26 protein-coding genes are annotated in these 23,566 nt (G+C 38.6%); 5 read left to right on the plus strand and 21 right to left on the minus strand.

The window, feature by feature from the left end; genetic code table 11:
* Positions 1-3 precede the first annotated feature (3 nt).
* On the minus strand, positions 4-1,011 hold the full coding sequence (locus tag ACYVM0_RS23305) for a CPBP family intramembrane glutamic endopeptidase (RefSeq protein WP_460561190.1): 1,008 nt from the start codon (positions 1,009-1,011) through the stop codon (positions 4-6).
* 87 nt (positions 1,012-1,098) lie between these two features.
* Here ACYVM0_RS23305 and dusB point away from each other — a divergent pair, with 87 nt between their 5' ends.
* Positions 1,099-2,142 (plus strand): tRNA dihydrouridine synthase, encoded by a 1,044-nt coding sequence (gene dusB, locus ACYVM0_RS23310; protein WP_460561192.1) that lies wholly within the window; start codon positions 1,099-1,101, stop codon positions 2,140-2,142.
* Positions 2,143-2,145: 3 nt separating this feature from the next.
* On the opposite strand, the gene ACYVM0_RS23315 is transcribed toward dusB, so the two are convergent.
* The 5 genes from ACYVM0_RS23315 to ACYVM0_RS23335 form a co-directional block, all read right to left on the minus strand.
* Entirely contained in the window at positions 2,146-2,379 is a 234-nt protein-coding gene (locus ACYVM0_RS23315; protein WP_460561194.1) for a CBU_0592 family membrane protein, read from the minus strand.
* Positions 2,380-2,381: 2 nt separating this feature from the next.
* Positions 2,382-2,897, minus strand: a complete 516-nt coding sequence (locus ACYVM0_RS23320; RefSeq protein WP_460561196.1) for a hypothetical protein — start codon at positions 2,895-2,897, stop codon at positions 2,382-2,384.
* A 60-nt stretch (positions 2,898-2,957) separates the two neighbouring features.
* Positions 2,958-3,632 (minus strand): glutathione peroxidase, encoded by a 675-nt coding sequence (locus tag ACYVM0_RS23325; RefSeq protein WP_460561198.1) that lies wholly within the window; start codon positions 3,630-3,632, stop codon positions 2,958-2,960.
* Positions 3,629-4,279: a hypothetical protein gene (locus ACYVM0_RS23330; protein ID WP_460561200.1), complete on the minus strand. Its 651-nt coding sequence runs from the start codon at positions 4,277-4,279 to the stop codon at positions 3,629-3,631. Before ACYVM0_RS23330 ends, ACYVM0_RS23325 begins: the two co-directional genes overlap by 4 nt.
* A 107-nt stretch (positions 4,280-4,386) precedes the next feature.
* Positions 4,387-5,760 carry an aldehyde dehydrogenase gene (locus tag ACYVM0_RS23335; protein WP_460561203.1) on the minus strand — a complete coding sequence of 458 codons (1,374 nt, stop codon included), beginning with the start codon at positions 5,758-5,760 and terminating at the stop codon, positions 4,387-4,389.
* Between the two features lie 81 nt (positions 5,761-5,841).
* Between ACYVM0_RS23335 and ACYVM0_RS23340 the strand changes: the two genes are divergently transcribed.
* The gene (locus tag ACYVM0_RS23340; RefSeq protein ID WP_460561205.1) at positions 5,842-6,300 is read left to right on the plus strand and encodes a nucleoside deaminase; all 459 of its coding nucleotides are present in this window, start codon (positions 5,842-5,844) and stop codon (positions 6,298-6,300) included.
* 1 nt (position 6,301) lies between these two features.
* Here the strand turns inward: ACYVM0_RS23340 and ACYVM0_RS23345 are convergent, their stop codons facing one another.
* Positions 6,302-6,691, minus strand: coding sequence for a T9SS type A sorting domain-containing protein (locus tag ACYVM0_RS23345; protein ID WP_460561207.1), 390 nt, complete (start codon positions 6,689-6,691; stop codon positions 6,302-6,304).
* A 76-nt stretch (positions 6,692-6,767) separates the two neighbouring features.
* Here ACYVM0_RS23345 and ACYVM0_RS23350 point away from each other — a divergent pair, with 76 nt between their 5' ends.
* Both ACYVM0_RS23350 and ACYVM0_RS23355 read left to right on the plus strand, forming a co-directional pair.
* Positions 6,768-7,367, plus strand: coding sequence for a superoxide dismutase (locus ACYVM0_RS23350; protein WP_460561209.1), 600 nt, complete (start codon positions 6,768-6,770; stop codon positions 7,365-7,367).
* A gap of 149 nt (positions 7,368-7,516) precedes the next feature.
* Positions 7,517-8,098: an LPXTG cell wall anchor domain-containing protein gene (locus ACYVM0_RS23355; protein ID WP_460561211.1), complete on the plus strand. Its 582-nt coding sequence runs from the start codon at positions 7,517-7,519 to the stop codon at positions 8,096-8,098.
* Between the two features lie 44 nt (positions 8,099-8,142).
* On the opposite strand, the gene yidD is transcribed toward ACYVM0_RS23355, so the two are convergent.
* The 13 genes from yidD to ACYVM0_RS23420 all read right to left on the minus strand — a co-directional run bounded on the left by yidD (position 8,143) and on the right by ACYVM0_RS23420 (position 21,387).
* The gene (gene yidD, locus ACYVM0_RS23360; protein ID WP_430987996.1) at positions 8,143-8,373 is read right to left on the minus strand and encodes a membrane protein insertion efficiency factor YidD; all 231 of its coding nucleotides are present in this window, start codon (positions 8,371-8,373) and stop codon (positions 8,143-8,145) included.
* The gene (gene rnpA, locus ACYVM0_RS23365) at positions 8,348-8,797 is read right to left on the minus strand and encodes a ribonuclease P protein component (RefSeq protein ID WP_460561214.1); all 450 of its coding nucleotides are present in this window, start codon (positions 8,795-8,797) and stop codon (positions 8,348-8,350) included. Before rnpA ends, yidD begins: the two co-directional genes overlap by 26 nt.
* A 79-nt stretch (positions 8,798-8,876) precedes the next feature.
* Positions 8,877-9,044, minus strand: coding sequence for a 50S ribosomal protein L34 (gene rpmH / locus ACYVM0_RS23370; RefSeq protein ID WP_430987998.1), 168 nt, complete (start codon positions 9,042-9,044; stop codon positions 8,877-8,879).
* A 137-nt stretch (positions 9,045-9,181) separates the two neighbouring features.
* Positions 9,182-10,003 (minus strand): glutamate racemase, encoded by an 822-nt coding sequence (gene murI, locus ACYVM0_RS23375; protein ID WP_460561216.1) that lies wholly within the window; start codon positions 10,001-10,003, stop codon positions 9,182-9,184.
* Between the two features lie 63 nt (positions 10,004-10,066).
* Positions 10,067-10,615 carry an OmpH/Skp family outer membrane protein gene (locus tag ACYVM0_RS23380; protein WP_430988000.1) on the minus strand — a complete coding sequence of 183 codons (549 nt, stop codon included), beginning with the start codon at positions 10,613-10,615 and terminating at the stop codon, positions 10,067-10,069.
* 75 nt (positions 10,616-10,690) lie between these two features.
* Positions 10,691-11,203, minus strand: a complete 513-nt coding sequence (locus tag ACYVM0_RS23385; RefSeq protein WP_460561219.1) for an OmpH/Skp family outer membrane protein — start codon at positions 11,201-11,203, stop codon at positions 10,691-10,693.
* Between the two features lie 77 nt (positions 11,204-11,280).
* On the minus strand, positions 11,281-14,004 hold the full coding sequence (locus tag ACYVM0_RS23390) for a BamA/OMP85 family outer membrane protein (RefSeq protein WP_460561221.1): 2,724 nt from the start codon (positions 14,002-14,004) through the stop codon (positions 11,281-11,283).
* Positions 14,005-14,132: 128 nt separating this feature from the next.
* Positions 14,133-14,876, minus strand: coding sequence for an undecaprenyl diphosphate synthase family protein (locus ACYVM0_RS23395; RefSeq protein WP_460561223.1), 744 nt, complete (start codon positions 14,874-14,876; stop codon positions 14,133-14,135).
* Positions 14,877-14,967: 91 nt separating this feature from the next.
* Positions 14,968-18,099 carry a DUF4838 domain-containing protein gene (locus tag ACYVM0_RS23400; RefSeq protein WP_460561225.1) on the minus strand — a complete coding sequence of 1,044 codons (3,132 nt, stop codon included), beginning with the start codon at positions 18,097-18,099 and terminating at the stop codon, positions 14,968-14,970.
* A 233-nt stretch (positions 18,100-18,332) separates the two neighbouring features.
* Positions 18,333-19,187, minus strand: coding sequence for a type IX secretion system protein PorG (porG, locus tag ACYVM0_RS23405; RefSeq protein ID WP_460561227.1), 855 nt, complete (start codon positions 19,185-19,187; stop codon positions 18,333-18,335).
* Positions 19,188-19,267: 80 nt separating this feature from the next.
* Complete coding sequence (locus ACYVM0_RS23410; protein WP_460561229.1) at positions 19,268-19,741, minus strand: gliding motility lipoprotein GldH; 474 nt, start codon at positions 19,739-19,741, stop codon at positions 19,268-19,270.
* A gap of 61 nt (positions 19,742-19,802) precedes the next feature.
* The gene (locus tag ACYVM0_RS23415) at positions 19,803-20,678 is read right to left on the minus strand and encodes a YicC/YloC family endoribonuclease (protein ID WP_430988007.1); all 876 of its coding nucleotides are present in this window, start codon (positions 20,676-20,678) and stop codon (positions 19,803-19,805) included.
* Positions 20,679-20,829: 151 nt separating this feature from the next.
* Complete coding sequence (locus tag ACYVM0_RS23420; RefSeq protein ID WP_460561231.1) at positions 20,830-21,387, minus strand: GNAT family N-acetyltransferase; 558 nt, start codon at positions 21,385-21,387, stop codon at positions 20,830-20,832.
* Between the two features lie 480 nt (positions 21,388-21,867).
* On the opposite strand from ACYVM0_RS23420, the gene ACYVM0_RS23425 reads away from it, so the two are divergent.
* Complete coding sequence (locus ACYVM0_RS23425; protein ID WP_460561233.1) at positions 21,868-22,812, plus strand: UDP-3-O-(3-hydroxymyristoyl)glucosamine N-acyltransferase; 945 nt, start codon at positions 21,868-21,870, stop codon at positions 22,810-22,812.
* Between the two features lie 3 nt (positions 22,813-22,815).
* Here the strand turns inward: ACYVM0_RS23425 and ACYVM0_RS23430 are convergent, their stop codons facing one another.
* Entirely contained in the window at positions 22,816-23,565 is a 750-nt protein-coding gene (locus ACYVM0_RS23430) for a LytR/AlgR family response regulator transcription factor (protein WP_460561235.1), read from the minus strand.
* Between the last annotated feature and the right edge of the window lies 1 nt (position 23,566).

The raw sequence follows: 23,566 nt of genomic DNA on the forward strand, positions 1-23,566 counted from the left end.
AATTTATGCTTGATTTTGTTTACCGATCTCGTTTACTTCATCAATAAATGGATTGCGGGGATTGATGTAACCGGGCAATAGTATTTCTTTTCCAGGTACTGCTGCGTTTCTTTTCTTATTCATGCTATAAAGAAAATACCCAAACGCAATAAACGCTGCTAATGCTCCAGCAGTAAGATAAATATTGAAATGATCTTCTATATTCTGTGCATCCGTTTTTCCTCCCAACTTTGTAGAGATATATAATCCTGTTACAGAAAGAGCATTAAAAGCGGCATGCATCGTCATATTCAACCACAGGTTGCCGGTTAAATAAAACACCCAGCCTAATACCACACCTAAAAAAAATCTTCCTATAAAATCGGAGTATTCAAAATGAATAACACTGAAAACAAAGCCCGTTAATAAAATGGCTGCAACGGGGGCTTTAAACCAGCGGGTGAATAAATTTTGCAAAGCACCCCTGAAAAATAACTCTTCGGCAAAGCCGGGTAGTATAGCCATTATAAACAAAGTGGCCAGGTATTCGCCAACATTATGCATGGCACCAATGGCCAGTACATTTTTCATGTACTCATCTTTTGATTGCGCAATTTTATGCTGAATATAATCTCCCAGCGGAAGACTCATGGTCAATTCTCTGAACGCACCCACTAAAGGCAGTGCAGAAAACATAAATGCAATAACCAGCACTAACTGGGGCAGGTAAACATTGTTTTGTATGCCCAGGTGCAGCAATGCTTTTTTATGACAGATTTTTGCATACAGGAAAGCGGGCAATATAAACATGAAGATGACGGCGATTAACTGCGTTATTCTCAGGATGTTGGCATTGGCGGGCACCATCATTTTGTCCATCGCAGCTTTTGTATTCGTTAAAAATGTCGGATCTTTTGACAGGAAGATTAGTGTCCCGATTGCCTGCCCAATGATTAATCCCCCCCCCGTTAACGCCAGCAATATGCCCAGCTGCCCCCAGTAATTAAACCGCTTTGTTGCTATATGCGCCATACTTTGAAATTATAAGTTGTAAATTTGCAGCAAAAATACGGGGGATTTGCCACAGCGGCACTGAAATACCCTAATTGAAAAGTACCGATGATTAAAATAGGAGATCATATTAATTTACCCGACTTTCCATTATTGCTGGCGCCAATGGAAGATGTGAGTGACCCGCCTTTTCGTGCAGTTTGTAAAGATCATGGGGCCGATCTGATGTACACCGAATTTATCAGCAGCGAGGGCCTGATACGTGATGCGATAAAAAGCCGTAAAAAATTAGACATTTTTGATTACGAAAAACCTGTAGGCATACAAATTTTTGGTGGCGATGAAGACAGTTTATCATTGGCTGCAAAAATCGTAGATGTTACCAATCCTGATTTATTGGACATCAATTTTGGGTGCCCGGTAAAAAAAGTGGCACTGAAAGGTGCAGGGGCCGGTGTATTAAAAGATGTTGACCTGATGGTACGTTTAACTGATGCGGTAGTAAAATCAACCACACTGCCCGTGACTGTAAAAACAAGATTAGGCTGGGATGATAATAACAGGAATATTGAAGAAGTAGCAGAACGTTTACAGGATGTGGGCATAAAAGCATTAGCCATTCATGGACGTACAAGGGCACAGATGTATAAGGGCGAAGCTGACTGGACATTGATAGCTAAAGTAAAAAATAACCCGAGAATTAAAATTCCCATTTTTGGCAATGGAGATATTGACAGCCCTGAAAAAGCATTGGATTATAAAAACCGGTTTGGTGTGGACGGTATTATGATAGGCCGTGCTGCTATCGGCTATCCATGGATATTTAATGAGATCAAACATTTTGTACAAACCGGTGAACATAAGGCACCGCCAACTATTGAAGACAGGGTGGCTGTTTGTAAAAAACACCTGCATAAATCTTTTGAATGGAAGGGCCCTAAAGTAGGCATTTTTGAAATGCGCAGGCATTACACCAATTATTTAAAAGGTATGCCGGGTATTAAAGACTACCGTTTTAAACTGGTGACATTGGATACCGTTGAAGAAATTGATGCGGTACTGGATGAGATTGCTATAAAATACCAGGGGTATGAATTTGAAAAGACACCTATTGAATTAATTAATTATCATGAAAAATGCCCGGTTACTTAGAGCTTATTTATTAGTCTTTAATAATCCAAATACAGAAACAATAAACCAGGTACCTTCTAAAATTACAAAAGGCCAGTAATTAATAAGCCATGATGCATAACAAGCTAATCCTGCACCTGCAATATTCAATAGAAAAAATATTTTGCTTTTTCCATTGATCCAATTAAAAGTATTGCAGAAATATGCCAGCAATATCATGCCCACACCTATTGTACCTATAATATCATTGTAGCTCATAATTAGTGTTGTTCAGCAAATGACTGCAACCCTGTAAAATAAAGTGCCCCTCTTTTTTCTGCAAAATAATCGGCTGTTAAAGCAAGTAAAGCCATGATGGCTAAGGTTAAACCAAAACCTTTCCAGAATAATTTATCTGCATTATCCTTAAAATAGAAAAATAAAATAATGCCCAGCAAACACAATGCAATTTCAATATACCGGTATACCACAAAATTTTTCATCACAGTAGTCATTCTTGGTATTTCGTTATGCTTCAACCCGGAAGGGTTCATACCATACGCATAAACATTTTTGATGCGGTCGTTATCACTTCTTTTATATACTGAAAAGCCAACAATGCCCAATAGCAGGCCAATCAGTAACAGAGGAATGGCTGCGCCTTTATAAAAATTAGTTTTGCAAACAAAAAAGAAAATGATGGCTGTGATGATACCTGCTACGCCAATGGCAACAAACAAAAGACTTTCCTGCTTTTCACCATTAAAATATTTTTCAATATCCGATGTTGTAAACATAGTTGGTTGTTTTACCAGAAGACGCCAGGCTTTGTAAAGCGGTTGTCAAAGTTATTGTATTTATTCAATAGCTTTTGTAACTGCTTCGCTTAAGGGCGATACAGAAGGATCGAAATAATTCGTCAGTATGCCTTTTTCGTTCACTAAATATTTAGAAAAATTCCAGGTAGGCGCTTTATCGTTCCAACCATTTTTAGATGCTTCGGTCAACCATTGAAAAACAGGATTCTGTTGCGGCGATTTAACAACAATACTTTTTTGCATTAATGGAAATGTGACCCCAAAGTTTACTTTACAAAATTCAGCGATCTCTTTATCGGTTCCTTTTTCCTGTTCTTTAAAATCATTGGCAGGAAAACCCAACACCACTAATTTGTCTTTATACGCTTCGTAAAGTTTTTGCAGGTCATCATATTGATTAGTATAACCGCAATCGCTGGCAGTATTTACCAATAATACCTTCTTTCCTTTAAAGCTGCCGAAATCAATGGTTTCGCCATTAATCAAAATAGCTTGCTGCGTATAAAAAGGAACCGGAGGTTCTTTAATGCTGGATAATGCTGTGGCATTTTTTCCTGTTAGTTTAGTAAACCACATTAATGCCGGGTAAACTGCTTTTAATACTTTTTGTCGGTAAGTCATATTTTTAGAGTTGCGGTTTATAATTGCTACATAAATGGCAAATATGCCAATCAGTACCAGTATAACAAAAAAGAAACGTTTTAGTTTTTTCATTTGTACGCTTCATTAATTAACTGAACTATATACTTTCTTTTTACTTGCTTAACTAACCCCATAGGAATTGCTGTTTCGCCAAACATATCAAAATAGAAGTAAACATACTGATCATTAAATGAAAAGTTGATGGCATTGTTAAGACTATACAAACTTAAATCAGTATTTCCAACATCTCCGTAAATAAGCGATTTAAGAAAAGCGGAATCTGATGAGCTGTTAATTTTAAAATAGTCGCTGAAGTAAATAAATTGCTTCTTAATTGTATCATAGTTAACTGAGAAATATTTTCGAAAAGGTCTCGTTTGATTTGGTTCATTAGATATACTTAAGAACCCATAACTTACCAGGTTTCTATTTTTATACATTTGTAGCAGCATATTGTCTATAGTAAACCCAAATACTTCTTTGCTTGTATCAGTTGCTTCATTGTAGGTAGTATCCAAATAACAAAGAGCTGCCTTTCTTTTTATTTCCTTTTTTACAACTTCATTTACCTGGTTATACTCTTTCTCTTTTAGATAGGGGCAGATAAGCGTTTCTGTATAATCAGTTGATTTATCATAGTACTTTATCGTATCAACTCCAAACCCAGGCAGAAGCGGAATACTATCCTCCTCTCCATAAAAAGCAAATGTATCGTTCATTGCTGCAGGCATATTGTCACCGGCTTTCTTACCTTTTTCACTACAGGCAAAAAAAAAGCACCCTAAAAAATAAAGCTGTAACTATTCTCTCCATTTTCAATTATCCTTTACTTAACTACCCATTTAAACAATTTTAATTTTCCTTTAAACGGCGGATACTTTATGGAGGGATCAAACCAGGTGGGTGTTTTCATCACCGCTTTTTTATGGCTGAATGTGTCAAAAGAATTTTTGCCATGGTAACTACCGGTGCCGCTGAATCCCCGGCCGCCAAACGGCAGGTGATGATTGGTTAAATGCCAGCTGGCATTGTTTACGCAGCCACCGCCAAAAGCCACACTGTTCAGCCAGTCTTTTTCTTTTGCACTACTGGAAGTGAAAATATAAAACGCCAATGGATTTTTATGTTGTGCTATTATTTGCAATGCTTCCTCTTTTGTACGGAATGAAATGATGGGCAATACCGGGCCAAAAATTTCATCCTGCATAATTGCAGCATCCAGGCTTACGTTGTCCATCACTGTAGGTGCAATAAATAATTTGTCTTTATCAGTTCTGCCACCATGCAAAATATTGCCTTGTTGCAGATAATTTACCAGCCTGTTAAATTGTCTTTCATTAATGATCTTACCATAGTTGTAATTCTCTTCAGCTTTATCGCCAAAAAATTTTTCGATGGTGGTTTTTAATGCCGCAATCAATGCTTGTTTTTTACTTTCATGTACCAGCACATAATCGGGAGCCACACACATTTGGCCGGCATTGCTGTATTTGGTCATAGCAATTCTTTTGGCTGCAACTTTTATATTGGCATCACTTTCCACAACACAGGGACTTTTACCTCCAAGTTCCAATGTCACCGGCACTAATCTTTCTGCTGCCATTTTATAAATTATTTTTCCTACTGCTGTGCTGCCGGTATAAAAAACATGGTCAAAACCAAAGTTGTTCATCATCTCCGGAATAACAGTTGCTCCATCACCTTCAGTAAACAAAATAAATTCAGGAGAAAAAGTTGCTGCAATCAGTTGTTGCATCACCGCACCGGTTGCCGGCGCAAATTCAGAAGCTTTTAATACACAGCAATTGCCGGCGGCAATGGCGCCCACCAGTGGTGTAAATAATAATTGCAAAGGATAATTCCATGGGCCAATGATCAACACCACACCCAATGGTTCTTTCATCACAAAACTTGTGGATGGTACGTTGAGTAAATTGGTACTCACCAAATCATCTGTCATCCATTTTTTTAAATTTTTGAGTGTGGCATTTATTTCGCTCAGTAAAAAACCGGTTTCGGTAACCCAGCATTCTTCAGGGCTTTTTTTAAGATCGGTATATAATGCGGTGTGCAATGCGGCCTCATATTTTAATAAAGCGGTTCTTAGTTTTTGTAATTGTTCCTTACGAAAAGCATATGATTTTGTAGCACCGCTTTCAAAATAGCTCCGCATTGCCGAAAGTTGATTTATGTTTGCCATTACAACTAAATTTGCAGCAAGGTAGAAAAGAGAAACGGATAATTGTAATTACTATAAAATTTAAAAGCCCAGGTTACCTTCATGGGCCAGGGCAGCAGGGATATGACAGACGAACAATACATGCAACAGGCACTTAAAGAAGCACAAAAGGCTTTTGATGCCGGGGAAGTACCCGTAGGTGCCATTGTGGTGATGCAGGATAAAATTATTGCCCGGGCCCATAACCAGGTGGAATTATTAAACGATAGTACGGCGCATGCAGAAATTCTTGCCCTTACCACGGCCTTTAATTTTTTAGGCAGCAAGTATTTACCGGAAGCAACTTTATATGTAACGCTTGAGCCCTGCCTGATGTGCAGCGGCGCTTTATACTGGAGTAAGATCGGCAAAATTGTTTACGGGGCTGATGATGAGAAGAACAGTTACAGAAGAGCTACCGGGGCGAATAATCCCTTTCATCCGAAGACTGAATTGACGGGTGGTATTTTAAAAGTAGAATGTGCAGGATTGATGAAGACTTTTTTTAAGGCAAGAAGATAACTTATTGAACGATCATTTTTTTCTTAACGAAGCGGTCTTTTTGTTTTACCACAATAAAATAAATACCGGGCTGCAATGCAAACATGATCACTATATTTTCATTGCCATTAACCAGCAAGCGCTGGTCGTCCCTTATTAATTTACCATTTACATCAGCAATTTGTAGCTTAATTACTCCCGCCTCAAAGCCACGTACTTCAAGCTCTGCCTTGTTTTTAGCAGGATTGGGGAATAATTTAACGGATGCTTTTTCTTTTACAGGCAGAGAATCCGGAACTGATTTTTGAGCTGCTATTTTTACACTATCGGGCGCAATACTACCGTCGGGGCTTTGTGAAAAGCCTTTACAAATTCCCAAAAACGTAACCAGTAGTATTACAATTTCTTTCATTTTATAATTGAATCGGAAACCAATAACGTAAATTTGTCGTCTATATTTCATAACACTATCATAAAAATTTAAATCTATGGCATTTACATTACCGGCTCTGCCCTACGCACACGAAGCACTGGAGCCACATATCGACACCACCACTATGCAGATACATCACGGTAAGCACCACCAGGCTTACGTGGATAATTTAAACAAAGCCATTGCCGGCACAGAACATGAAAATAAAAGTTTAGAAGACCTTGTAAAGCACGCCGGTTCTATTTCTCCTGCCGTTCGCAACAATGGCGGTGGCCATTGGAACCACAGTTTTTTCTGGGAGAGCCTTGCTCCTAACGCAGGTGGTAGACCTTCAGGAAAATTAGCTGATGCTATCACCGCTGCTTTTGGAAGCTTTGATGCCTTTAAAGAAAAATTTGCTGCAGCTGGTATGACGAGATTCGGAAGCGGTTGGGCATGGCTGACTGTTAAAGATGGTAAATTAGAAATTTCTTCTACTCCTAACCAGGATAACCCGTTAATGGAAATTGCTGACGTAAAAGGCACGCCCATCTTAGGTTGTGATGTTTGGGAACATGCGTACTACTTAAAATACCAGAACCGCCGTGCTGATTATTTAGCCGCATTCTGGAACGTGGTAAACTGGAATAAAGTAGCTGAAAGGTTCGGTGCATAAGAGCCCGCTCTGCCCCGCTAAAGCGTGAACTAATTGCGGAGTAGATTGCAGTAATAATTTTCTTTTCCTTATTTACTGATTTATAATAAAAGCTGTAACTAATGTTGCAGCTTTTTTAGTTTTATGATATCTTGTATCAAACTATGCTGATGTATAAAAGGATCATTACGTTTATTGCCGCTGTTTTTTGTTGTGTCAGTTTATTTGCTGACACTCCCGGAAAGGCTGAAATGTATGAAAGTAAAGTCAGCTTCCAGGGGGTTAAGAGCATTGCGGGTTATACTTTTTACTGGGCAATGGAAAGGAGTGATAAGGCTGATGCGGTAACTGAAGATTCTTCTTTTTATATGGCTGCAAGTCATGGTGCGCCTTATTCCTATTCATTTTGGGGCATCAATAATGCCAGTAAAAAATCTACAGATACTATTTTTTTTCATAATTACTATGCGCCTGATTATGTTATTATCCTTAATGGCGTAAAGCATGATTCTATTTACTATACACAGAAAGAATTATCTAATGCCAACGATATTGTACACGAAGGCAATACCGATAGTATTGTAAATAAACAATTAGTGGCTGATGCCAAAGCATACAAGCGCAATCATTATATAAAAGTGAGTTTGTTTTATGTTGCAGGTATTGCAGGCCTGGGTGGGCTTATATGGTTTTTTGTGAGGAGAAGAAAGAAGAAGGCGGCAGAACAACAAACAAAAAGGCAGATTATATAGATCCCGGTCCATGGAAGTCGTTCCCGGGAGGGCTTCCAGGTAACTCAGGGTACCGGATCGTAGCCATGTCCGCCCCATGGATGACATTTCGAAATTCTTTTAATAGTTAACCACAGACCTTTTACTGGCCCGTATTTTTTTAATGCTTCAATACCATAATGCGAACAGGTAGGCGTGTACCGGCACTTGTTACCCAGCCATGGCGAGATGATCCATTGGTATAGTTTTATCAGAACGATAAATGGAAAGCTAAGTATTAGTAACAATTGCTTCATTACAAATTTTTATTAACCGCTTTATTACTGCTGCTGTTTTTTCAGAAACCACATTATATTCCGGTAGTTCGTTACCGGTGTAAATTATAAATACTTTTAAATCTTTACTTCCTTTATTTACTGTATTGGCCAAACCATTTTTCTGCAGGCGCCAGGCTTCTCTCATTAATCTTTTAATACGGTTTCTGTCAACAGCTTTTTTAAAATATTTTTTGCTGACGCTGAAAGCGGTTTGTAGCACGGATGCTCGGGCTTCCGTGTGATTTTTAGATGGTTGTAAAAGACTGGAAGCAGGAGCCTCCAGGTACAAAACCCTGAATGGAAATAGGGAAAACGACTTCCCTTCTTTGAATAATTGCTCAATAGCTTTAGCGCTTTTAAGTTTATCCCTTTTACCTAAAGTGTATCGTTGTTGTTGTTCCAATTATTCAAAATTAAAAAGTCCCCCGATAAATCGGGGGACTAATTTATTTTAGCCGGATTCTTATACAGAACCCGTTATCTTATTTTTTATCACCACGTTCGCTGGAAACGGTAAGTTTATGGCGTCCTTTCTTTCTGCGGCTTGCTAAAACTTTACGTCCATTGGCGCTTTCCATACGCTTACGGAAACCGTGTACTGATTTTCTACGGCGTTTATGGGGCTGATACGTTCTTTTTTTACCTGGCATTGTTTTAAATTTTTTCCTTTACAAAAATGATTTTTCTACAACTTACATCAGGGCACCATCCCTGCTGATTGTGAAAGGACGGCGAAGGTAGGGTAAAATTTTAGATTTTTGATGGCAGATGGCAGATTTTTTATGCCTCAAAGCTGCAAATGGCTTGATTTTACTGGCTTTCCGTAGAAATTGGTGGCATGATTATCAAAATCTTCAGTAGAATCTGTAGTAAAAAAAGACAACTGCCCGTTTTTGCTGCACCTGGCTTCCATTTCGGGGTGGCGGCCCAGGTATTCGTTCAGGCTGTCGGCCACAATTTTTCCCTGCGACAGTATTTTGATTCCCTGAGGCGTAAACTGTTGTATCTTATTCATCAGCAAGGGATAGTGAGTACAGGCCAGTAAGATGGTATCAATATCCGGTGATTGCTGCAGTAATTTACCTATCTCCTTTTGTACAAAATAATCGGCTCCGGCAGATTGGTGTTCATTATTTTCAATCAATGGCACCCACATCGGGCAGGCTTGCTGGTATACTTTTACACCAGGATAAAAACGGGTTATTTCTATCGGGTAAGAGCCTGATTGTACCGTTCCGTTGGTACCCAAAATACCCACAGCATTGGTTTTGGAAAAACTTCCGATTATTTCCGTTGTGGGCCTTATTACACCCAATACTCTTTTGGCCGCATCAATTTTTGGCAGGTCGTTTTGCTGTATTGAACGTAAAGCTTTTGCAGAGGCGGTATTGCAGGCCAGTATCACCAATGAACAGCCCTGGCTGAAAAACCATTGCACACATTCCAGGGTGTATTGGTACACTGTTTCAAAGCTACGGGTGCCATAAGGTGCACGGGCATTATCGCCTAAATACAGATAGTCATATTGCGGCAGCTGATCCACTATTTCTTTTAAAACAGTTAATCCGCCATAACCGCTGTCGAATACACCAATGGGGCCTTTATTCATATACCAAAAATACAAAAGCCATCCCGGTAAACGGAATGGCTTTTATAAATATTTTGTTGCGAATTAATTACCCGTTTTTGCAGGTGCTTTTGTTGCAGGCGGTGTAACCGGTGGAGTATCTTTAATACCCAGTTCTTTTTTAACCAATCCCAAAAGATCATCAGCAGGAGGCATAACCAGTAAAGAATTAAAATCTAACACATAAGCATAGCCGTTTTTCTTAGCTACGGTTTTGATGGTTTCAATTGCTTTTTGCTGAATAGGAGTAAATTTCCTTTGTGCTTCTGCTTTAGCTTTTTCCTGGGCATCATTATTGTAGCCTTGTACTTTTTGTACCAGTTCAATCAATTCCTGCCTTTTTATTTCTTTCATGCTCGGAGTCATTTTAGCCGAATCTTCTCCGAATTTTTTAATTTTTTCGTTGGCTTCTTTTTCCAGGTCTTCCCCTGCTTTTACTAAAGATTCCTGGAATTCCTGTAATTCTTTGTTGGCAACTGCTGTTTCGGGCATCGCACCAATTACTTCATCAAGGTTTATATAACCAATTTTTGTTTGTGCTGAGGCACTTAAAAATCCTAACGCCATTACACCAGCTACGATTAACTTTTTCATTGTTTTGTTTAATGTTTACTTTTTATAGTTTGTTTTTGTATGGTTTTAGCTGCACTGCAGCCAAGTATTAACAGTTTATTTAACACCCAGGTTCCTCAGCACTTCGTCGCTCTTATCCAATTTAGGGTCGGCAAAGATAACGGTAATTCCTTCACTTTTATCCAATATAAAATCATATTGCCTGTCTACCGCCAGTTTCTGTACGGCGTTGTACACCCTGTCCTGTATAGGTTTTATCAGCTCCTGCCTTTTTTTAAACAGATCTCCTTCAAAACCAAAGCGTTTCTTTTGCAGGTCTCTTAATTCCTTTTCTTTATTGTATAACTCATCTTCTCTTTTCTTCTTCAATTCATCGCTCAACATCACCTGCTCTGCATCATAATCTTTAATCATTTTATCAACCAGGGTTTGTTTCTGATCAATTTCCTGCTGCCATTGTTCACTGAATTGGTCCAGTTTTTTCTGGGCATCCTTATAGTCGGTTAATTTTTCCAAAATATATTTAGAATCAATAACTGCATAACGTTGCGCCTGTGAAGCAGTAGCAAGCAACAAGCTGCAAGCAGCAAGAAAAAGTATCTTCTTCATAATTTCAAGTTTTTATTACGGCTTTAAAAGTATGCAAGTTTTATAAATTCAAGAGAGCAAATCTGATATCTGCAATCTTATTCCGGTTCCTGGCCCAGCATAAAGGTAAATTTACCTGCGCCTTTTAATCCGCCGGATTGTGTGTACCTGTCAAAACCTATACCATAATCAAATCCCAGCAAACCAAACATTGGTAAGAAAAAGCGCATGCCCACACCTGCAGAGCGGCGTAATTTAAAAGGATTATAGCTTTTAAAATCATACCATCCATTAGCCGCTTCAAAGAAAGCCAATCCATAAATAGTACTGCTGGCACTGGTGCTGAACGGATAACGCAGCTCCATGGTGTATTTATTAAATATGGTAAAATACTGGTTGGATGAAACGGTTTCAGGATTGATCTTTGGATCAGATGAATTGTACACCGGGTAACCACGATGTGCAATAATATCATACCCCAATAATGCGTAGCTGTTGCTTAAGCCGGCATCTCCCAATTGAAAACGCTCAAACGGAGAGATCTGTAATTTAGGATTGTACCTGCCGATAAAGCCATATTTAGCAGCCGCCTTTAAGATAAATTGTTTGTTATGTTCAGCACCCCTGGCCCTGCCGATTGGTACATACCATTCGCCGTTAAAACGCCATTTATGAAATTCGGGTAAGGCGTAAGGATTGGAAGCACTGGGTGTAATACCTAATGCTGAGTAAGGTAAAGTAAATTGTCCGCTCAACATAAAGTTAGAACCACCTGTTGGAAAGATTGGGTTAGGACCAGCTGAGTTACGTACCAATGCAATTTTTAAACTTACGTTGGTAGAGGTACCATTGCTTAAGCCTGCAAATATGTTTGCGTAATTTTTCAGTTTATATTGCTGCACATTTAATGCATAGATCAGGTTAAAAAAGTCATCAGGCCATTTTAACTGCTTACCTAATGATACCGTAAAGCTGCTGGTTTTTACATAAGATGTATCACCTGCAGTTTTATCGTATGCACCGGTAGTAGGATTATATGCATTGGCATAACGGGTGTTGGAATACCCTATTGTAAATGAGTTACGTTTTTTACCGCCTAACCAGGGTTCGGTAAAAGAGAAATTATAGGAACGGAATGCTTTACCGTTTGATTGTATCCTTGCACTCAGCTTCTGTCCGTCGCCTGATGGTAAAGGATCCCAGGTTGATTTTTTACCAATATTTTTTATAGAGAAGTTGTTGAAGGTAATACCTAACGTTCCCGTTAAGCCTATTCCCCCTCCAAAGCCCGCCGAAAGCTCGAGCTGATCGGCAGATTTTTCTTCAATTTCCCAGTTAATATCCACCGTACCATTATCTGCATTAGGCACCACATTAGGATTGATCTTTTCTGCATTGATAAATCCAAGTTGCCCTAATTCCCTTTGTGTACGTATGATATCAGCACGGCTGAATTTTTCACCGGGTATAGTTCTTAATTCACGACGGATAACATAATCTTTCGTTTTATCATTTCCCGAAATAGTGATGTTACCATAAGTAGCCTGCGGCCCCTCAGTCATTCGAACTTCAAAATCGATGGTATCATTGTATACCGCTGTTTCCACGGGGTCTATCCTGTAAAACAGATACCCATCATCCATGTATAAACTTTGCACATCACCACCTTCGGCAGATATTTGTTTACCCAGGCGTTTGTTCAGCAATTCCATATTATACACATCGCCTTTTTTTATACCCAATACCACATTCAATATGGAATCTGAATATTTGGTATTGCCTTTCCAAACGATATCGCCAAAGTAATATTTATTTCCTTCGTTTACTTTTACAAAAACGTTCAGGTTATGTTTTTCATCGTACACAGTGGTATCACCAAGAATTACCACATCCCTGTAACCTTGTGAGTTGTAATAATCCAGTACATGTTCTTTATCTTCTGCAAATTTTTTGTCGCTGAATTTGCCGGAGCTTAATTTCAATCGAACATAAGGATCAAGTATTTCTTTTGTTTTAGACGGAGATAAAAATCCTGCGCTGTTGATATATTCTTTAAAAGTTAATTTTTTTGTGGTGTCTCCGTAAGGGTTTTTTACTGATATAGGATACAAAGTAAACCTTGGCATTTCTTTGATGCCCTTCATTTGCTTTTTCAGCTTTTGTTCCGCTATAGTTTCGTTGCCACTGAAGTTGATGGAATTTATTTTTACTTTACTGCCTTTATTGATAATGAAGGTTAATGATACCGCATTATTTAAACCCGGCATTATTTCCTCTTTCATCTGCACATCTACATTGCGGTAAGATTTTTCGTAATAAAATTTCTTGATGGCTTCCACCGCACTCAGTTTCATATTTTCAGTTACCACTCTTTCTTTTACCAGTTGCACTTTTGTTTCAAGATCATCTCTTTCACTTTTTTTAGGGCCCACAAATTTAAACTCCGCTAATCTTGGCCTTTCTGTTATTTCAAAATGAACGTATAGATTTCTGTCTTCTAATTTGGTGAAAGAAATTTCAATATTAGAGATAAGGCTTTGCTTCCATAATTTGGCAATGGCTTTACTGAATACATCGGTACCGGGTATCAGCACTTTATCGCCTACGGCAATACCTGATATTGATATAATAAGATTTTCGTCAAAAGCCTTAGTACCACCAACGGTTATCCCGGCTATGGTGTATTCTTTTGGTGTTTTTGAAGTAAAGATGCCCAGTAATTCGGGATCGGCAGATACGGGTGTTTCAACCTGGGCTGCAACAAACTGGCTGCTGAATAAGATGGTAACAATAAAAAAAATCCTTTTGTAAATCAGGCGCATCAATTTGGTATTTTATGAGCGGCAAATTAAGCCCATTAAGTTAAAACTATTTGTTAATCTTGGTCAGTTTTGGTTTAGAAGTTTGGGGTTGAGAGGTTTAGTGATTCAGTCTTTCAACTTTTGACCTTCTAACTTTTTACCTGTTCGCTTGTTTTCCCAAACCTGCGTTCCCGGCTTTGGTAATCCAGGATGGCTTCATATAAATTTTCTTTCCTGAAGTCGGGCCACAAAGTATTGGTAAAATGCAATTCGGCATAAGCTAACTGGTACAGTAAAAAATTGCTGATCCGGTATTCGCCACTGGTTCTTATCATTAATTCAGGATCGGGAAAATCACGGGTACACAGGTATTGCTGTATTACCTGCTGGTTGATGGCTTCGGGCTGTAACTTATTGGCCTTCACATCTTCCGCTATATTTTTTATGGCTGTATTTATTTCCCAGCGGCTGCTGTAGCTTAAAGCCATTACCAGGTTTAAGCCACTATTCTTACTGGTTTCCTGTATGGCATCATCCAATTCCTTACGGGCCGATTCGGGTAACATACTGATATCGCCGATCACATGAAGCCTGATATTATTTTTATTGAGTGTGGGTACCTCTTTGCGGATAGTTTCTACCAGCAATTCCATCAGGCCGGTTACTTCGTAAGCGGGGCGGTCCCAGTTTTCGGTACTAAAAGCATATAAAGTAATATATTGAATACCCAGTTCTGCGGCACCTTCTACAATATTACGTACACTTTCTACCCCATTTAAGTGGCCAAAAAGCCTGTCTTCGCCTTTTTCTTTTGCCCAGCGGCCATTACCATCCATAATGATGGCAATATGCTTTGGTAATTGCTGAATATTTATTTTATCCTTCTGGCTCATAAACACGTAAAACTATTAGTCAGGCACGGGGCCTGACTTTGGGCTGCAAAAGTAATAAAATTTAGTTGTAATAAGCGTTTTAGAGCAAATCTTACGATTTAAGCAGTTTGCCTTTGTACACCTCTCCTTTAATGACCATGCGGTAAACATATAAGCCGGCGGAAACATGGCTGATATTAAATTGCCTGGTATTTTTAAAACTCCCTACCTGGTTGCCCAGTGCGTTGTAAATAGTGATTTCATCCGCAACCGCAGCAGCACCATTTTGCATACAGTTAAAAACACCGGCCGAGGGATTGGGATACAATACAGGTGTTGCAATAATGGCCGCCCTGGCGGCACCACTTGCACATGCTTCCTTATCACGCAGGTATTGTGCATCGCTTTTAAGGGTTTTGGTAAAGCTGCAAGCCGTGCCGTTAGTTAAAGTGATAACTGCATTGGGAGAAATATAATCCGGCAGATCAACTACAGATTGATTGCTGTATTTTAAAGTGCGGCCCAAATCATTTACTTCCCAGCTTAAGCCAGTTGCCTTTGCCGTAGTTGCTGTTGCTGTTAAACGTGTAAAACAATTACCATCCTGGTTTACAACAGTTGCAGTAAAAGCTGCGCTGCTGCAGGCATTACGATTGGCATACCATAAGGCATTGCTGATGTTGATGAACTGCAAAGTGTACTGCGCCATGGTTGTTGCCTGCCAGAAAGTACCGCCTGCGCCTTCCGGTATTTCTACATACAATAATGAAGAATCTTTGGGGGTTACAAAATGTAACTGAACTGCATTACCGTTATTGTCTTTAATGTTAAAGTTGTTGCTTATGGCTTCTGCCGATGCGTATTTACCTGCTGAAAAACTGTTTACGTTGCAGTAGATCCGGCTGAGGCCAACGGGCACATAAAAATATCCCGGCAAACTGGCCGGATCGGCTTTATAACTCTCCGTTTTATTACCCAGGAATAAACCATTCTTATAAAAATAATTACCGTTGGTGGTAATAGCTAATTCCACAGCGGATTTGTATTTGGAAACAATAGTTAAAAGATAATTACCTGCTGCAGGAAGATCAATTTTAACTGACCCTGCAGCAGCATTATTATCGATGCTGAAATCTTTTACTATCTGCAAAGTTTTATCTGTTGATTCTACTAAAAAATTAATGTAGCCTTTACCTGCCATATCAAACGTAGGTGTATACTGTATGGTAAAATTGCCTGCTGCAGGTGCAATGATATTGAACGATGTTTTGTTGTAATAATTAATACCGTTAGTATAGGCGATCTTTGTTTTGATTACTGCAAGGGGCGTAATGCCGGCAGCTTTAAACTGTTCTTTTACATACGATGCTTTTTCCAACTTAAATGCTTCTAACTGATAACCATACTTAGTTACATCCTGTAAAAAATCATTTTCAATTTCTGCCGCAGTTATCAAAGGTAAATTGCCTCCCTGGTAAGCTGTGCCGTTTACCACATTATATTGAGCGTAAAAATCGCTGCCGGTAGCGTATTTGCTTACAATGGTTGCAATCAGGTAATAGCTGTTTACCAACTGCAGTTTATTTGTTTTAGCCAGGTAAATACACAGGGCTGCATCCCTGCCGGTTTTTGTAATAGTTTTATCCTGGTCATCGCCCCCCTGGTTAAAATACAACACCATATAATGCAGGTAGGCCTTTAATTCACGTAATCTTTCTTTAACCACATCTGTTGCAGTTTGTGTTTGCTGCGCTGCAGTGTTCAGTAACTGCAGGTATAATTGAATGGAATATTTATCGGGTGCTGTTTCTTCTTCGCCCCATAATTTAAAAATATTGTACACGGTGTTACTGGCTGCACCAAACATATTATTACAAAATTCATTCAGGGTACTATCTACCTCAATATTATCTTTTAAATAATTGTTGGCGGCCAATAAAACAGGAAGGCTGCCAAATTTTGCAGGCGATGCTTCCCACATCAATCCCTGGGATTTTTTTTCTTTTGCAATTTGTAATGTTGTTTTTAAATCGCTCCATTTAAAGGCAGGCGTTTCTCCGCTCCAGCCGGAAAGATTTAGATAATGATATTCAGAAACATTTGCAGAACGGTTATACCAGCGGTTTCTTAATCCATTGGTACTGCTTTCCATCTGGTATACTGTTGGTATTATTTGTATGTCGATATTTTTATTGAGTACAATTGATGCAGCTGGTACATCGGCATGGCCCGAATAGGCATACAACTGAAAATGTTTATCAGGATATTTAGCCAGTATACTTTGTGCGGTGAAATTAGCCAATGCAAAATGCTGATCACTTTCTTTCGGGTAATCTGCTGCTGAGCAAACCTCATTTTCTTTAGAGTTACCAAATTTTGCCCCATCGGGAACTTCAATACCAATATTTTCGTAATTGTACCTGAAGTTTCTGTAAATGTTAGTGTACAGGGTAGTGTTATTGTAAATGTTATTTTTATACTGGGTATATTTTTGTTCAATAGCATTGGCCCATAATTCTTTGGCTGCCGGATTATAAATATCCGGTACTGATTGCGAATTGGCCTGCCTGGAACCATTATAATTAGCTACATAACAAGGATTGTTTTGCAAAGCGGCTAAGTAGTTACCACTCATTACATCATCTCTATGCCCGGTGAAACGTGCACTTCCCAACATTCCGTTACGGCGCTGGTATAAAGCCCAGTTATGCCCGTTGTCGCCAAAGTATGCATCCCAGCCATAAGCTGCATTATTATCCATTATCCAACGGTTATGACCACCGCTGATAAACCAGGTTTTGTATTTATAACTGCAGGTATAAGTAGTATCTGATTTTTTGTAAGGGGATGCCAGTGAAGGGGTGATTTCCCAAACAGAACCCGGTTGATAAAACCTGAAACCCTGCTGGTGTAGAAACTGGTAAATACCAAAGTGTAAACCATTGTCGCCAAAAGCTGAAAACCTGATATAATTAACGCCATCACTTTCTACTTTGCAAGCCTGGTTATCTGTGATAGTAGAATCATAAATAAAAATGATTCCTGTAGAAGGTATAGTGGTATAAGCCTGGGTAATAAACTTACTTCCGTTTACAGCTTTCTGCAAAAGCATTGCAGCATCTTCTGCCGTTGCCTTAAGCAATTGCGAAGAGCGGGACGGATAATAAACAGTTTGTGCTTTTGCATTTAATGAAATGCATAGAGCAATAACTGCTGTAATAACGCAGTTGCGAATGAACGCCATAGTTAACTTGTTAGTGGTGAGATAAACTATGGTTTCATCACAGAAATGAAAGGATTTGTGCTTGTGTTATTCCAAGGATTGGTGCTTAATAGTTATTCTTCGGTAGGGAATCTGAAATTGATGAGGTAAGCCATCAATTATTTGTTTGGGGGAGAATGTAAATATAGTCAAATTTTTGTAAGAACAAAAAAAAGCCCCGAAAATTTCGGGGCATACACTATAAAAAGATAGTTTTAGTTTGAACTGGGGCATCTGTAGCTGCTGATATTAAAGGAAATACCAATTTCAGCAAAAATATACTGATCACGTTGTTTACTAAATCCCCGCTGCCTGCCTTCTACACCTAATATATTATTAGGATCGAGTTCGTAAGAACGGTCCTGCAATAAAGCAGCTGTGGATGGTTGCCCGTTGGGCAAAGTGGCAAACCTGCCGGCGCCGATATAGGTAGTACTCACATCGTCCAGGTAATCTGTTGTGGTGAACCGGTTAGATACTTCAAAAGAGAGGTTCATTTTTTCGGTAATATTATATTTCATACCTACACCTAACGGGATACAGAATGCCATGGTGCTGTATTGTTTTCTTCCTTTATAACCCAGTACCTGCCCTTCGGTTCCCAACGGACGTAAAAATTCTTTTTTACCATCCAGGTAGGCATAAGGATCGTAGCTGAAAACACCTACACCCAATGTTACGTAGGGGGTAAAAGCATGTTCCGGATCGCCTGGTATAAATTTAAAGAAATTAAAATCTCCCTGTACTGCAAGCTCCCATATATTGGAGTTAAAGCTGAGGTTTCTTGTTTTCTGGTAGTCGTTTTTACTGTAGGTATCGCTATAACCAACCTGTGCAAAATGGGCGCCAATACGCATGCCTACATAATTGCCAAATTGTTTGCGGAAAAATAAACCGAGTGCCGGTTTTGGCCGGTTGATAGCTGCCCTGGTATTAATATCTCCAAAATAATGTGCCGCACCCAATGTTACACCAAAATCTCCCTGTTGTACATAATCGTATCGTTGTGCCCGGGTACTGTTGACCATCACAAGTATAAACAGAATGGTAAGGACTGTCAGTTTCTTCATAATATGCAAAATAAAGAATTGTTTTGTTAAAACGAGCAGATAGGGCTACAGAGACAACAGGTTTTTTAGTTTTATGCCCGTTATTGTTTTTCCAATCTGAGGCCGGCGCTCATTATGCCAGGTAACGGATCTTCCCTCATTACCTGTGTAATAGTAAAATTATAGGTACCTGAATTTTTAAAACGCACCCCCCTGAAATACAATTCTCTTACCTCCCATATATCATTCATGCCCGAGCCTAACCATCCGGTAGCATCGGCGCCTAATGTAAGGTCAAATTTCTGGTAATGCATACTGTCGCCCGGAGGCTGTATACCTACATTAAGCCATATATTATTATACTTGTAGGCATCGGTATGTCGTAGTACTATATATGTATTGTAAGCAGCGGCTGTATCAGTAACGGCAAAACTGCCTTTTACCTCAAAACTGCTTTTCCACTGGTTGCCAGGAATAGCGGTATCTTTTTCAAAAGTGGCCAGTTGCGAACAAGATGCAAGTAGCAGGCCTGCAAGGGCCAGGCAGCAAACTATTAAACTACTTTTCAATTTCATAATTCAACTAAAGGTATATTGTTACGTCTTTAGCCAGCGGCTAGTGTATGATTGTATTTTTTTACAGCGCATTTAAAACCTGTTCTTTGGCTTTTTCCAATTCATCTTTCATTTTTACCACACATTTTTGTATCGCTGCATCATAGGCTTTACTTCCGGTGGTATTGATCTCCCTTCCTATTTCCTGTAAAATAAATGATAGTTTTTTCCCTTTACCTTCTTCCGGTTCCTGTAATATCGATTTAAAATATTCGCAATGCTGGCGCAAGCGGATCTGCTCTTCATGAATGTCTATTTTTTCCATGTAGTAGATGAGTTCCTGTTCCATCCTGTTGTTATCAATATTTTCCTTCCCTACATTTTTTTCCAATAACTGGTTGATCTCATCAACGATTCTTTTTTTACGATTAGGCTCCAGTAACAAGATGGCTTCTTCCTGTTCTTTAATATTGTCTATTCTTTTGATGAGGTCTTTTTCCAAACCATTGCCTTCTTCGGTACGATGCTGGTTAAGGTTATTTAATGCAGCAATTAAAACTTTATTAAATTCTACAAAATCATTTTCGTTCAGTACGTCATTGGTAGGTGTTACTACTTCAGGTAAACGGAGCAGGGCACTCAATACAGAGTTGGTGTCAATTTTCAGCTCTCCTGCCAGTTCTTCAATCTGCCGGTAATAGGCTTTAATTAAATCGGTATTAATATTAACCGGTTTTGTGGTGCCGTTTTGTTTGATATTAATAAAGCAGTCGATAGTACCACGTACCAGGTGTTCCTGTAAAGTATTTCTTATTTCAAATTCGTAAGGCCTTAGTAATGGTGGCAATTTCAATTGCAGTTCCAGTTGCTTTCCATTAAGGGCTTTGATCTCCACTAAAAAAGTTTTCTCGTTTACGGTTTGTTCTGCCCTTCCAAAACCCGTCATTGATTTAAGCATGTGATATTTTTATTTTTTGCAAGATAAGGATTAATTGGAGGTTGGGGGGTTGTTTTGTTACGGGTAAAAAAGTTACGGGTTACGGCTTAATTGATTGTTGTTTTTATAAGAGGTTATGTAGTGACTTTGTTGATTAGTACCAAACAATCAATTAACCCGTAACTCCTTCTCCGGGATAACCCTCCAATAAACTCAACCGCATAATTCTTTCAGAATGCTGCAACCGTTTAAACCCGAATTGTTCATATAAACTATGGGCATCTTTTGTACCCAGCATCCATCCTCTGAAACCCTGCAACTCCGGATGCTCCATAATTTCTTTCATCAGCCATTTGCCTAGCCCTTTACCACGATATGCTTCCTGTATAAAAACATCAGCCAGGTAACCAAAGGTGGCTTTATCGGTAATTACTCTTGCAAAACCCACCTGCATGCCGGTATGTAAGATTGATTCCTGAGCACCACCATTTTCTTTTTTATAAATACCAAAACAAAAAGCGCCTTCAATTGCTTTTTGAACAATTGCCATCGGGATATTTTTTGCCCAATAGCTTTCCTTACTTAAATAATTATACACAACGCTGATATCAATTTTTGATTTATCGGTGCTGATCATAAAATCATCTTGCAGCATGGGATGGGTTTGCAGTTTTATGTTGCTGTTGTAAAAGTAAAAAGAAGGGTTGATAAAAATAATAAAGCCCGACATTTGATAGCCAGGCTTTGTTATATAGATGGGTTAGTAAGTACCGGGAACCAAATTCCCTACACAATATTAAAAAGAATTTTTGCTAACATAAAATTATTTCCAAAAAATTTTATTAACATTTTTTATATAGCTGTGGATAATAGCACTATTGATTGCATGATTTTTAAAGCGAAAACACATGCTAGTTGAAATATTATTTTTGTAAAAAATTTACAGACGAAAAAAAGAAATCGCTGAAAGTATTGATTTTACTATACTTTCAGCGGAACCGATTTTTTAATTATAAAAGACTGCTGTTATTTTTTTTTACTGCTGTATATTTTTTAAGCTGTTTTTAAAAAGTCATTTTCAGCATTTTGGGTAAATAAAAAAAACTGAAAATATTTTTGCATAAAAGGTCAAAAAAGGCGGTTTGATGCATTTTTATTACAAAAGCGGGATAAATGCAAAGCGCATTACCTTTGCAAAAATATTATTACTATGCAATTTCCTTCTCCGGTTTCGCTGCAATGGATTGCCGAATTTATCGGCGCTACACTTTTGGGTAATGTTACTGCAAGCGCAACAGGCATTAATGAAATACACAACGTAGAAAACGGGGACCTTGTTTTTGTTGATCATCCTAAATACTATACCAAATGTATCAACAGTGCTGCAAGTTTTATCATCATCAATAAAGAAGCTGCAATACCAGCAGGTAAAGCTTTATTAATTGTTGATAATCCCTTTGAAGCGTATTGTAAAATTGCAACACATTTTCGTCCGTTTGAACCAACAACAAAAACTATTAGTGATACTGCAGTAATCGGCGAAGGAAGTTTTATTTATCCCACAGCTTTTATTGGTAACCATGTACACATCGGAAAAAATTGCATCATTTATCCTAATGTTTCAATAATGGATCATTGTATTATCGGAGACAACGTAGTGATACAAAGCGGCACAGTGATTGGCAGCGATGCATTTTATTATAACACCAAAAAAGACCGTGAAGTATGGTATAAAAAAATGCCAAGTTGTGGCAGAGTGGTTATTGAAGATGATGTGGAAATTGGTGCAGGCTGCACCATTGACAGAGGTGTAAGCAGCGATACCAGGATTGGCAAGGGAACTAAATTTGATAATATCATCCATATCGGGCATGATACTGTGGTTGGTAAAAACTGCCTGGTTGCAGCTAATGTTGTAGTTGGTGGTTGCACTATTATTAAAGATGGGGTAACTATCTGGGGTGGTGTGATCATTAATAAAACACTAACCATTGGCGAGAATGCTGTGTTGCTTGCCCGTACCGGTGTAGGTGGCGATCTTGAAGGCAATAAAACCTATTGGGGTGCTCCTGCAAAAGAAGCCGGTATCGTACAAAGAGAATTAGTATGGATCAAGAGGATACCGGAGTTGTGGGATAAGGTGATGGGAAAATAAGTATTATTTAAACCGGTCAAAGAAATCATTCTTCTTCCTGATAGAAATTTCTATACAGGTATCATCTTCCATCTGAATATAGCCGCCCCTGCCTTTATAATATTTTTTAACATAGTTGATATTAATAAGGCTTGAATGGTGTATCCTGCAAAATGTTGCAGGAGGCAGCACATCTTCAAATAGTTTCAAGTTTTTAGATACCAGAATTTTCTCTTTCGTTTTAAGATGAATATAGGTATAGCTTCCTTCGGATTGCAAATACATGATATTACCAATGTCTTCAAAATGGCAACCATCCGCTGTTGGCAAGGCAATTTTTTGCAGGCCTGCATTTTCTGATTTAAGATTATTCAATAAATTGTTGATCCTGCTATTAATATTTTTTTCCTTTATCCGGTTACTTACTTTATTAACCGCCTCTTTCAGTTCATTTATATTTACGGGCTTTAAAAGATAATCCAATGCGGCATACTTAAATGCTTTGATAGCGTAATCATTAAAGGCTGTTACAAAAATTACCTCAAAGGTTACCGGTAAAAGCCTGTCGAGTAAATCAAAAGCATTGCCATAAGGCATTTCAATGTCAAGAAAAACAAGTTCAGGTTCTGTATCTTTTATCAGGTCATACCCTTTTATTGGATCGGGAGCCGTTCCAACTATTTCAATATCCGGGCAATATTGTTTTGTAAGTTCTGAAAGTGTAACAATATTCCCGGGTTCATCATCAATTATTATGGTTGAAATGGTTTGCATA

The organism is Ferruginibacter profundus, assembly GCF_054783275.1.

Excerpts from the sequence above, each read along its gene's own strand:
- ACYVM0_RS23305 (WP_460561190.1), bottom strand. The coding sequence starts at position 1,011 with ATGGCGCATATAGCAACAAAGCGGTTTAATTACTGGGGGCAGCTGGGC.
- dusB (WP_460561192.1), top strand. The coding sequence starts at position 1,099 with ATGATTAAAATAGGAGATCATATTAATTTACCCGACTTTCCATTATTG.
- ACYVM0_RS23315 (WP_460561194.1), bottom strand. The coding sequence starts at position 2,379 with ATGAGCTACAATGATATTATAGGTACAATAGGTGTGGGCATGATATTG.
- ACYVM0_RS23320 (WP_460561196.1), bottom strand. The coding sequence starts at position 2,897 with ATGTTTACAACATCGGATATTGAAAAATATTTTAATGGTGAAAAGCAG.
- ACYVM0_RS23325 (WP_460561198.1), bottom strand. The coding sequence starts at position 3,632 with ATGAAAAAACTAAAACGTTTCTTTTTTGTTATACTGGTACTGATTGGC.
- ACYVM0_RS23330 (WP_460561200.1), bottom strand. The coding sequence starts at position 4,279 with ATGAACGATACATTTGCTTTTTATGGAGAGGAGGATAGTATTCCGCTT.
- ACYVM0_RS23335 (WP_460561203.1), bottom strand. The coding sequence starts at position 5,760 with ATGGCAAACATAAATCAACTTTCGGCAATGCGGAGCTATTTTGAAAGC.
- ACYVM0_RS23340 (WP_460561205.1), top strand. The coding sequence starts at position 5,842 with ATGGGCCAGGGCAGCAGGGATATGACAGACGAACAATACATGCAACAG.
- ACYVM0_RS23345 (WP_460561207.1), bottom strand. The coding sequence starts at position 6,691 with ATGAAAGAAATTGTAATACTACTGGTTACGTTTTTGGGAATTTGTAAA.
- ACYVM0_RS23350 (WP_460561209.1), top strand. The coding sequence starts at position 6,768 with ATGGCATTTACATTACCGGCTCTGCCCTACGCACACGAAGCACTGGAG.
- ACYVM0_RS23355 (WP_460561211.1), top strand. The coding sequence starts at position 7,517 with ATGTATAAAAGGATCATTACGTTTATTGCCGCTGTTTTTTGTTGTGTC.
- yidD (WP_430987996.1), bottom strand. The coding sequence starts at position 8,373 with ATGAAGCAATTGTTACTAATACTTAGCTTTCCATTTATCGTTCTGATA.
- rpmH (WP_430987998.1), bottom strand. The coding sequence starts at position 9,044 with ATGCCAGGTAAAAAAAGAACGTATCAGCCCCATAAACGCCGTAGAAAA.
- murI (WP_460561216.1), bottom strand. The coding sequence starts at position 10,003 with ATGAATAAAGGCCCCATTGGTGTATTCGACAGCGGTTATGGCGGATTA.
- ACYVM0_RS23380 (WP_430988000.1), bottom strand. The coding sequence starts at position 10,615 with ATGAAAAAGTTAATCGTAGCTGGTGTAATGGCGTTAGGATTTTTAAGT.
- ACYVM0_RS23385 (WP_460561219.1), bottom strand. The coding sequence starts at position 11,203 with ATGAAGAAGATACTTTTTCTTGCTGCTTGCAGCTTGTTGCTTGCTACT.
- ACYVM0_RS23390 (WP_460561221.1), bottom strand. The coding sequence starts at position 14,004 with ATGCGCCTGATTTACAAAAGGATTTTTTTTATTGTTACCATCTTATTC.
- ACYVM0_RS23395 (WP_460561223.1), bottom strand. The coding sequence starts at position 14,876 with ATGAGCCAGAAGGATAAAATAAATATTCAGCAATTACCAAAGCATATT.
- ACYVM0_RS23400 (WP_460561225.1), bottom strand. The coding sequence starts at position 18,099 with ATGGCGTTCATTCGCAACTGCGTTATTACAGCAGTTATTGCTCTATGC.
- porG (WP_460561227.1), bottom strand. The coding sequence starts at position 19,187 with ATGAAGAAACTGACAGTCCTTACCATTCTGTTTATACTTGTGATGGTC.
- ACYVM0_RS23410 (WP_460561229.1), bottom strand. The coding sequence starts at position 19,741 with ATGAAATTGAAAAGTAGTTTAATAGTTTGCTGCCTGGCCCTTGCAGGC.
- ACYVM0_RS23415 (WP_430988007.1), bottom strand. The coding sequence starts at position 20,678 with ATGCTTAAATCAATGACGGGTTTTGGAAGGGCAGAACAAACCGTAAAC.
- ACYVM0_RS23420 (WP_460561231.1), bottom strand. The coding sequence starts at position 21,387 with ATGTCGGGCTTTATTATTTTTATCAACCCTTCTTTTTACTTTTACAAC.
- ACYVM0_RS23425 (WP_460561233.1), top strand. The coding sequence starts at position 21,868 with ATGCAATTTCCTTCTCCGGTTTCGCTGCAATGGATTGCCGAATTTATC.
- ACYVM0_RS23430 (WP_460561235.1), bottom strand. The coding sequence starts at position 23,565 with ATGCAAACCATTTCAACCATAATAATTGATGATGAACCCGGGAATATT.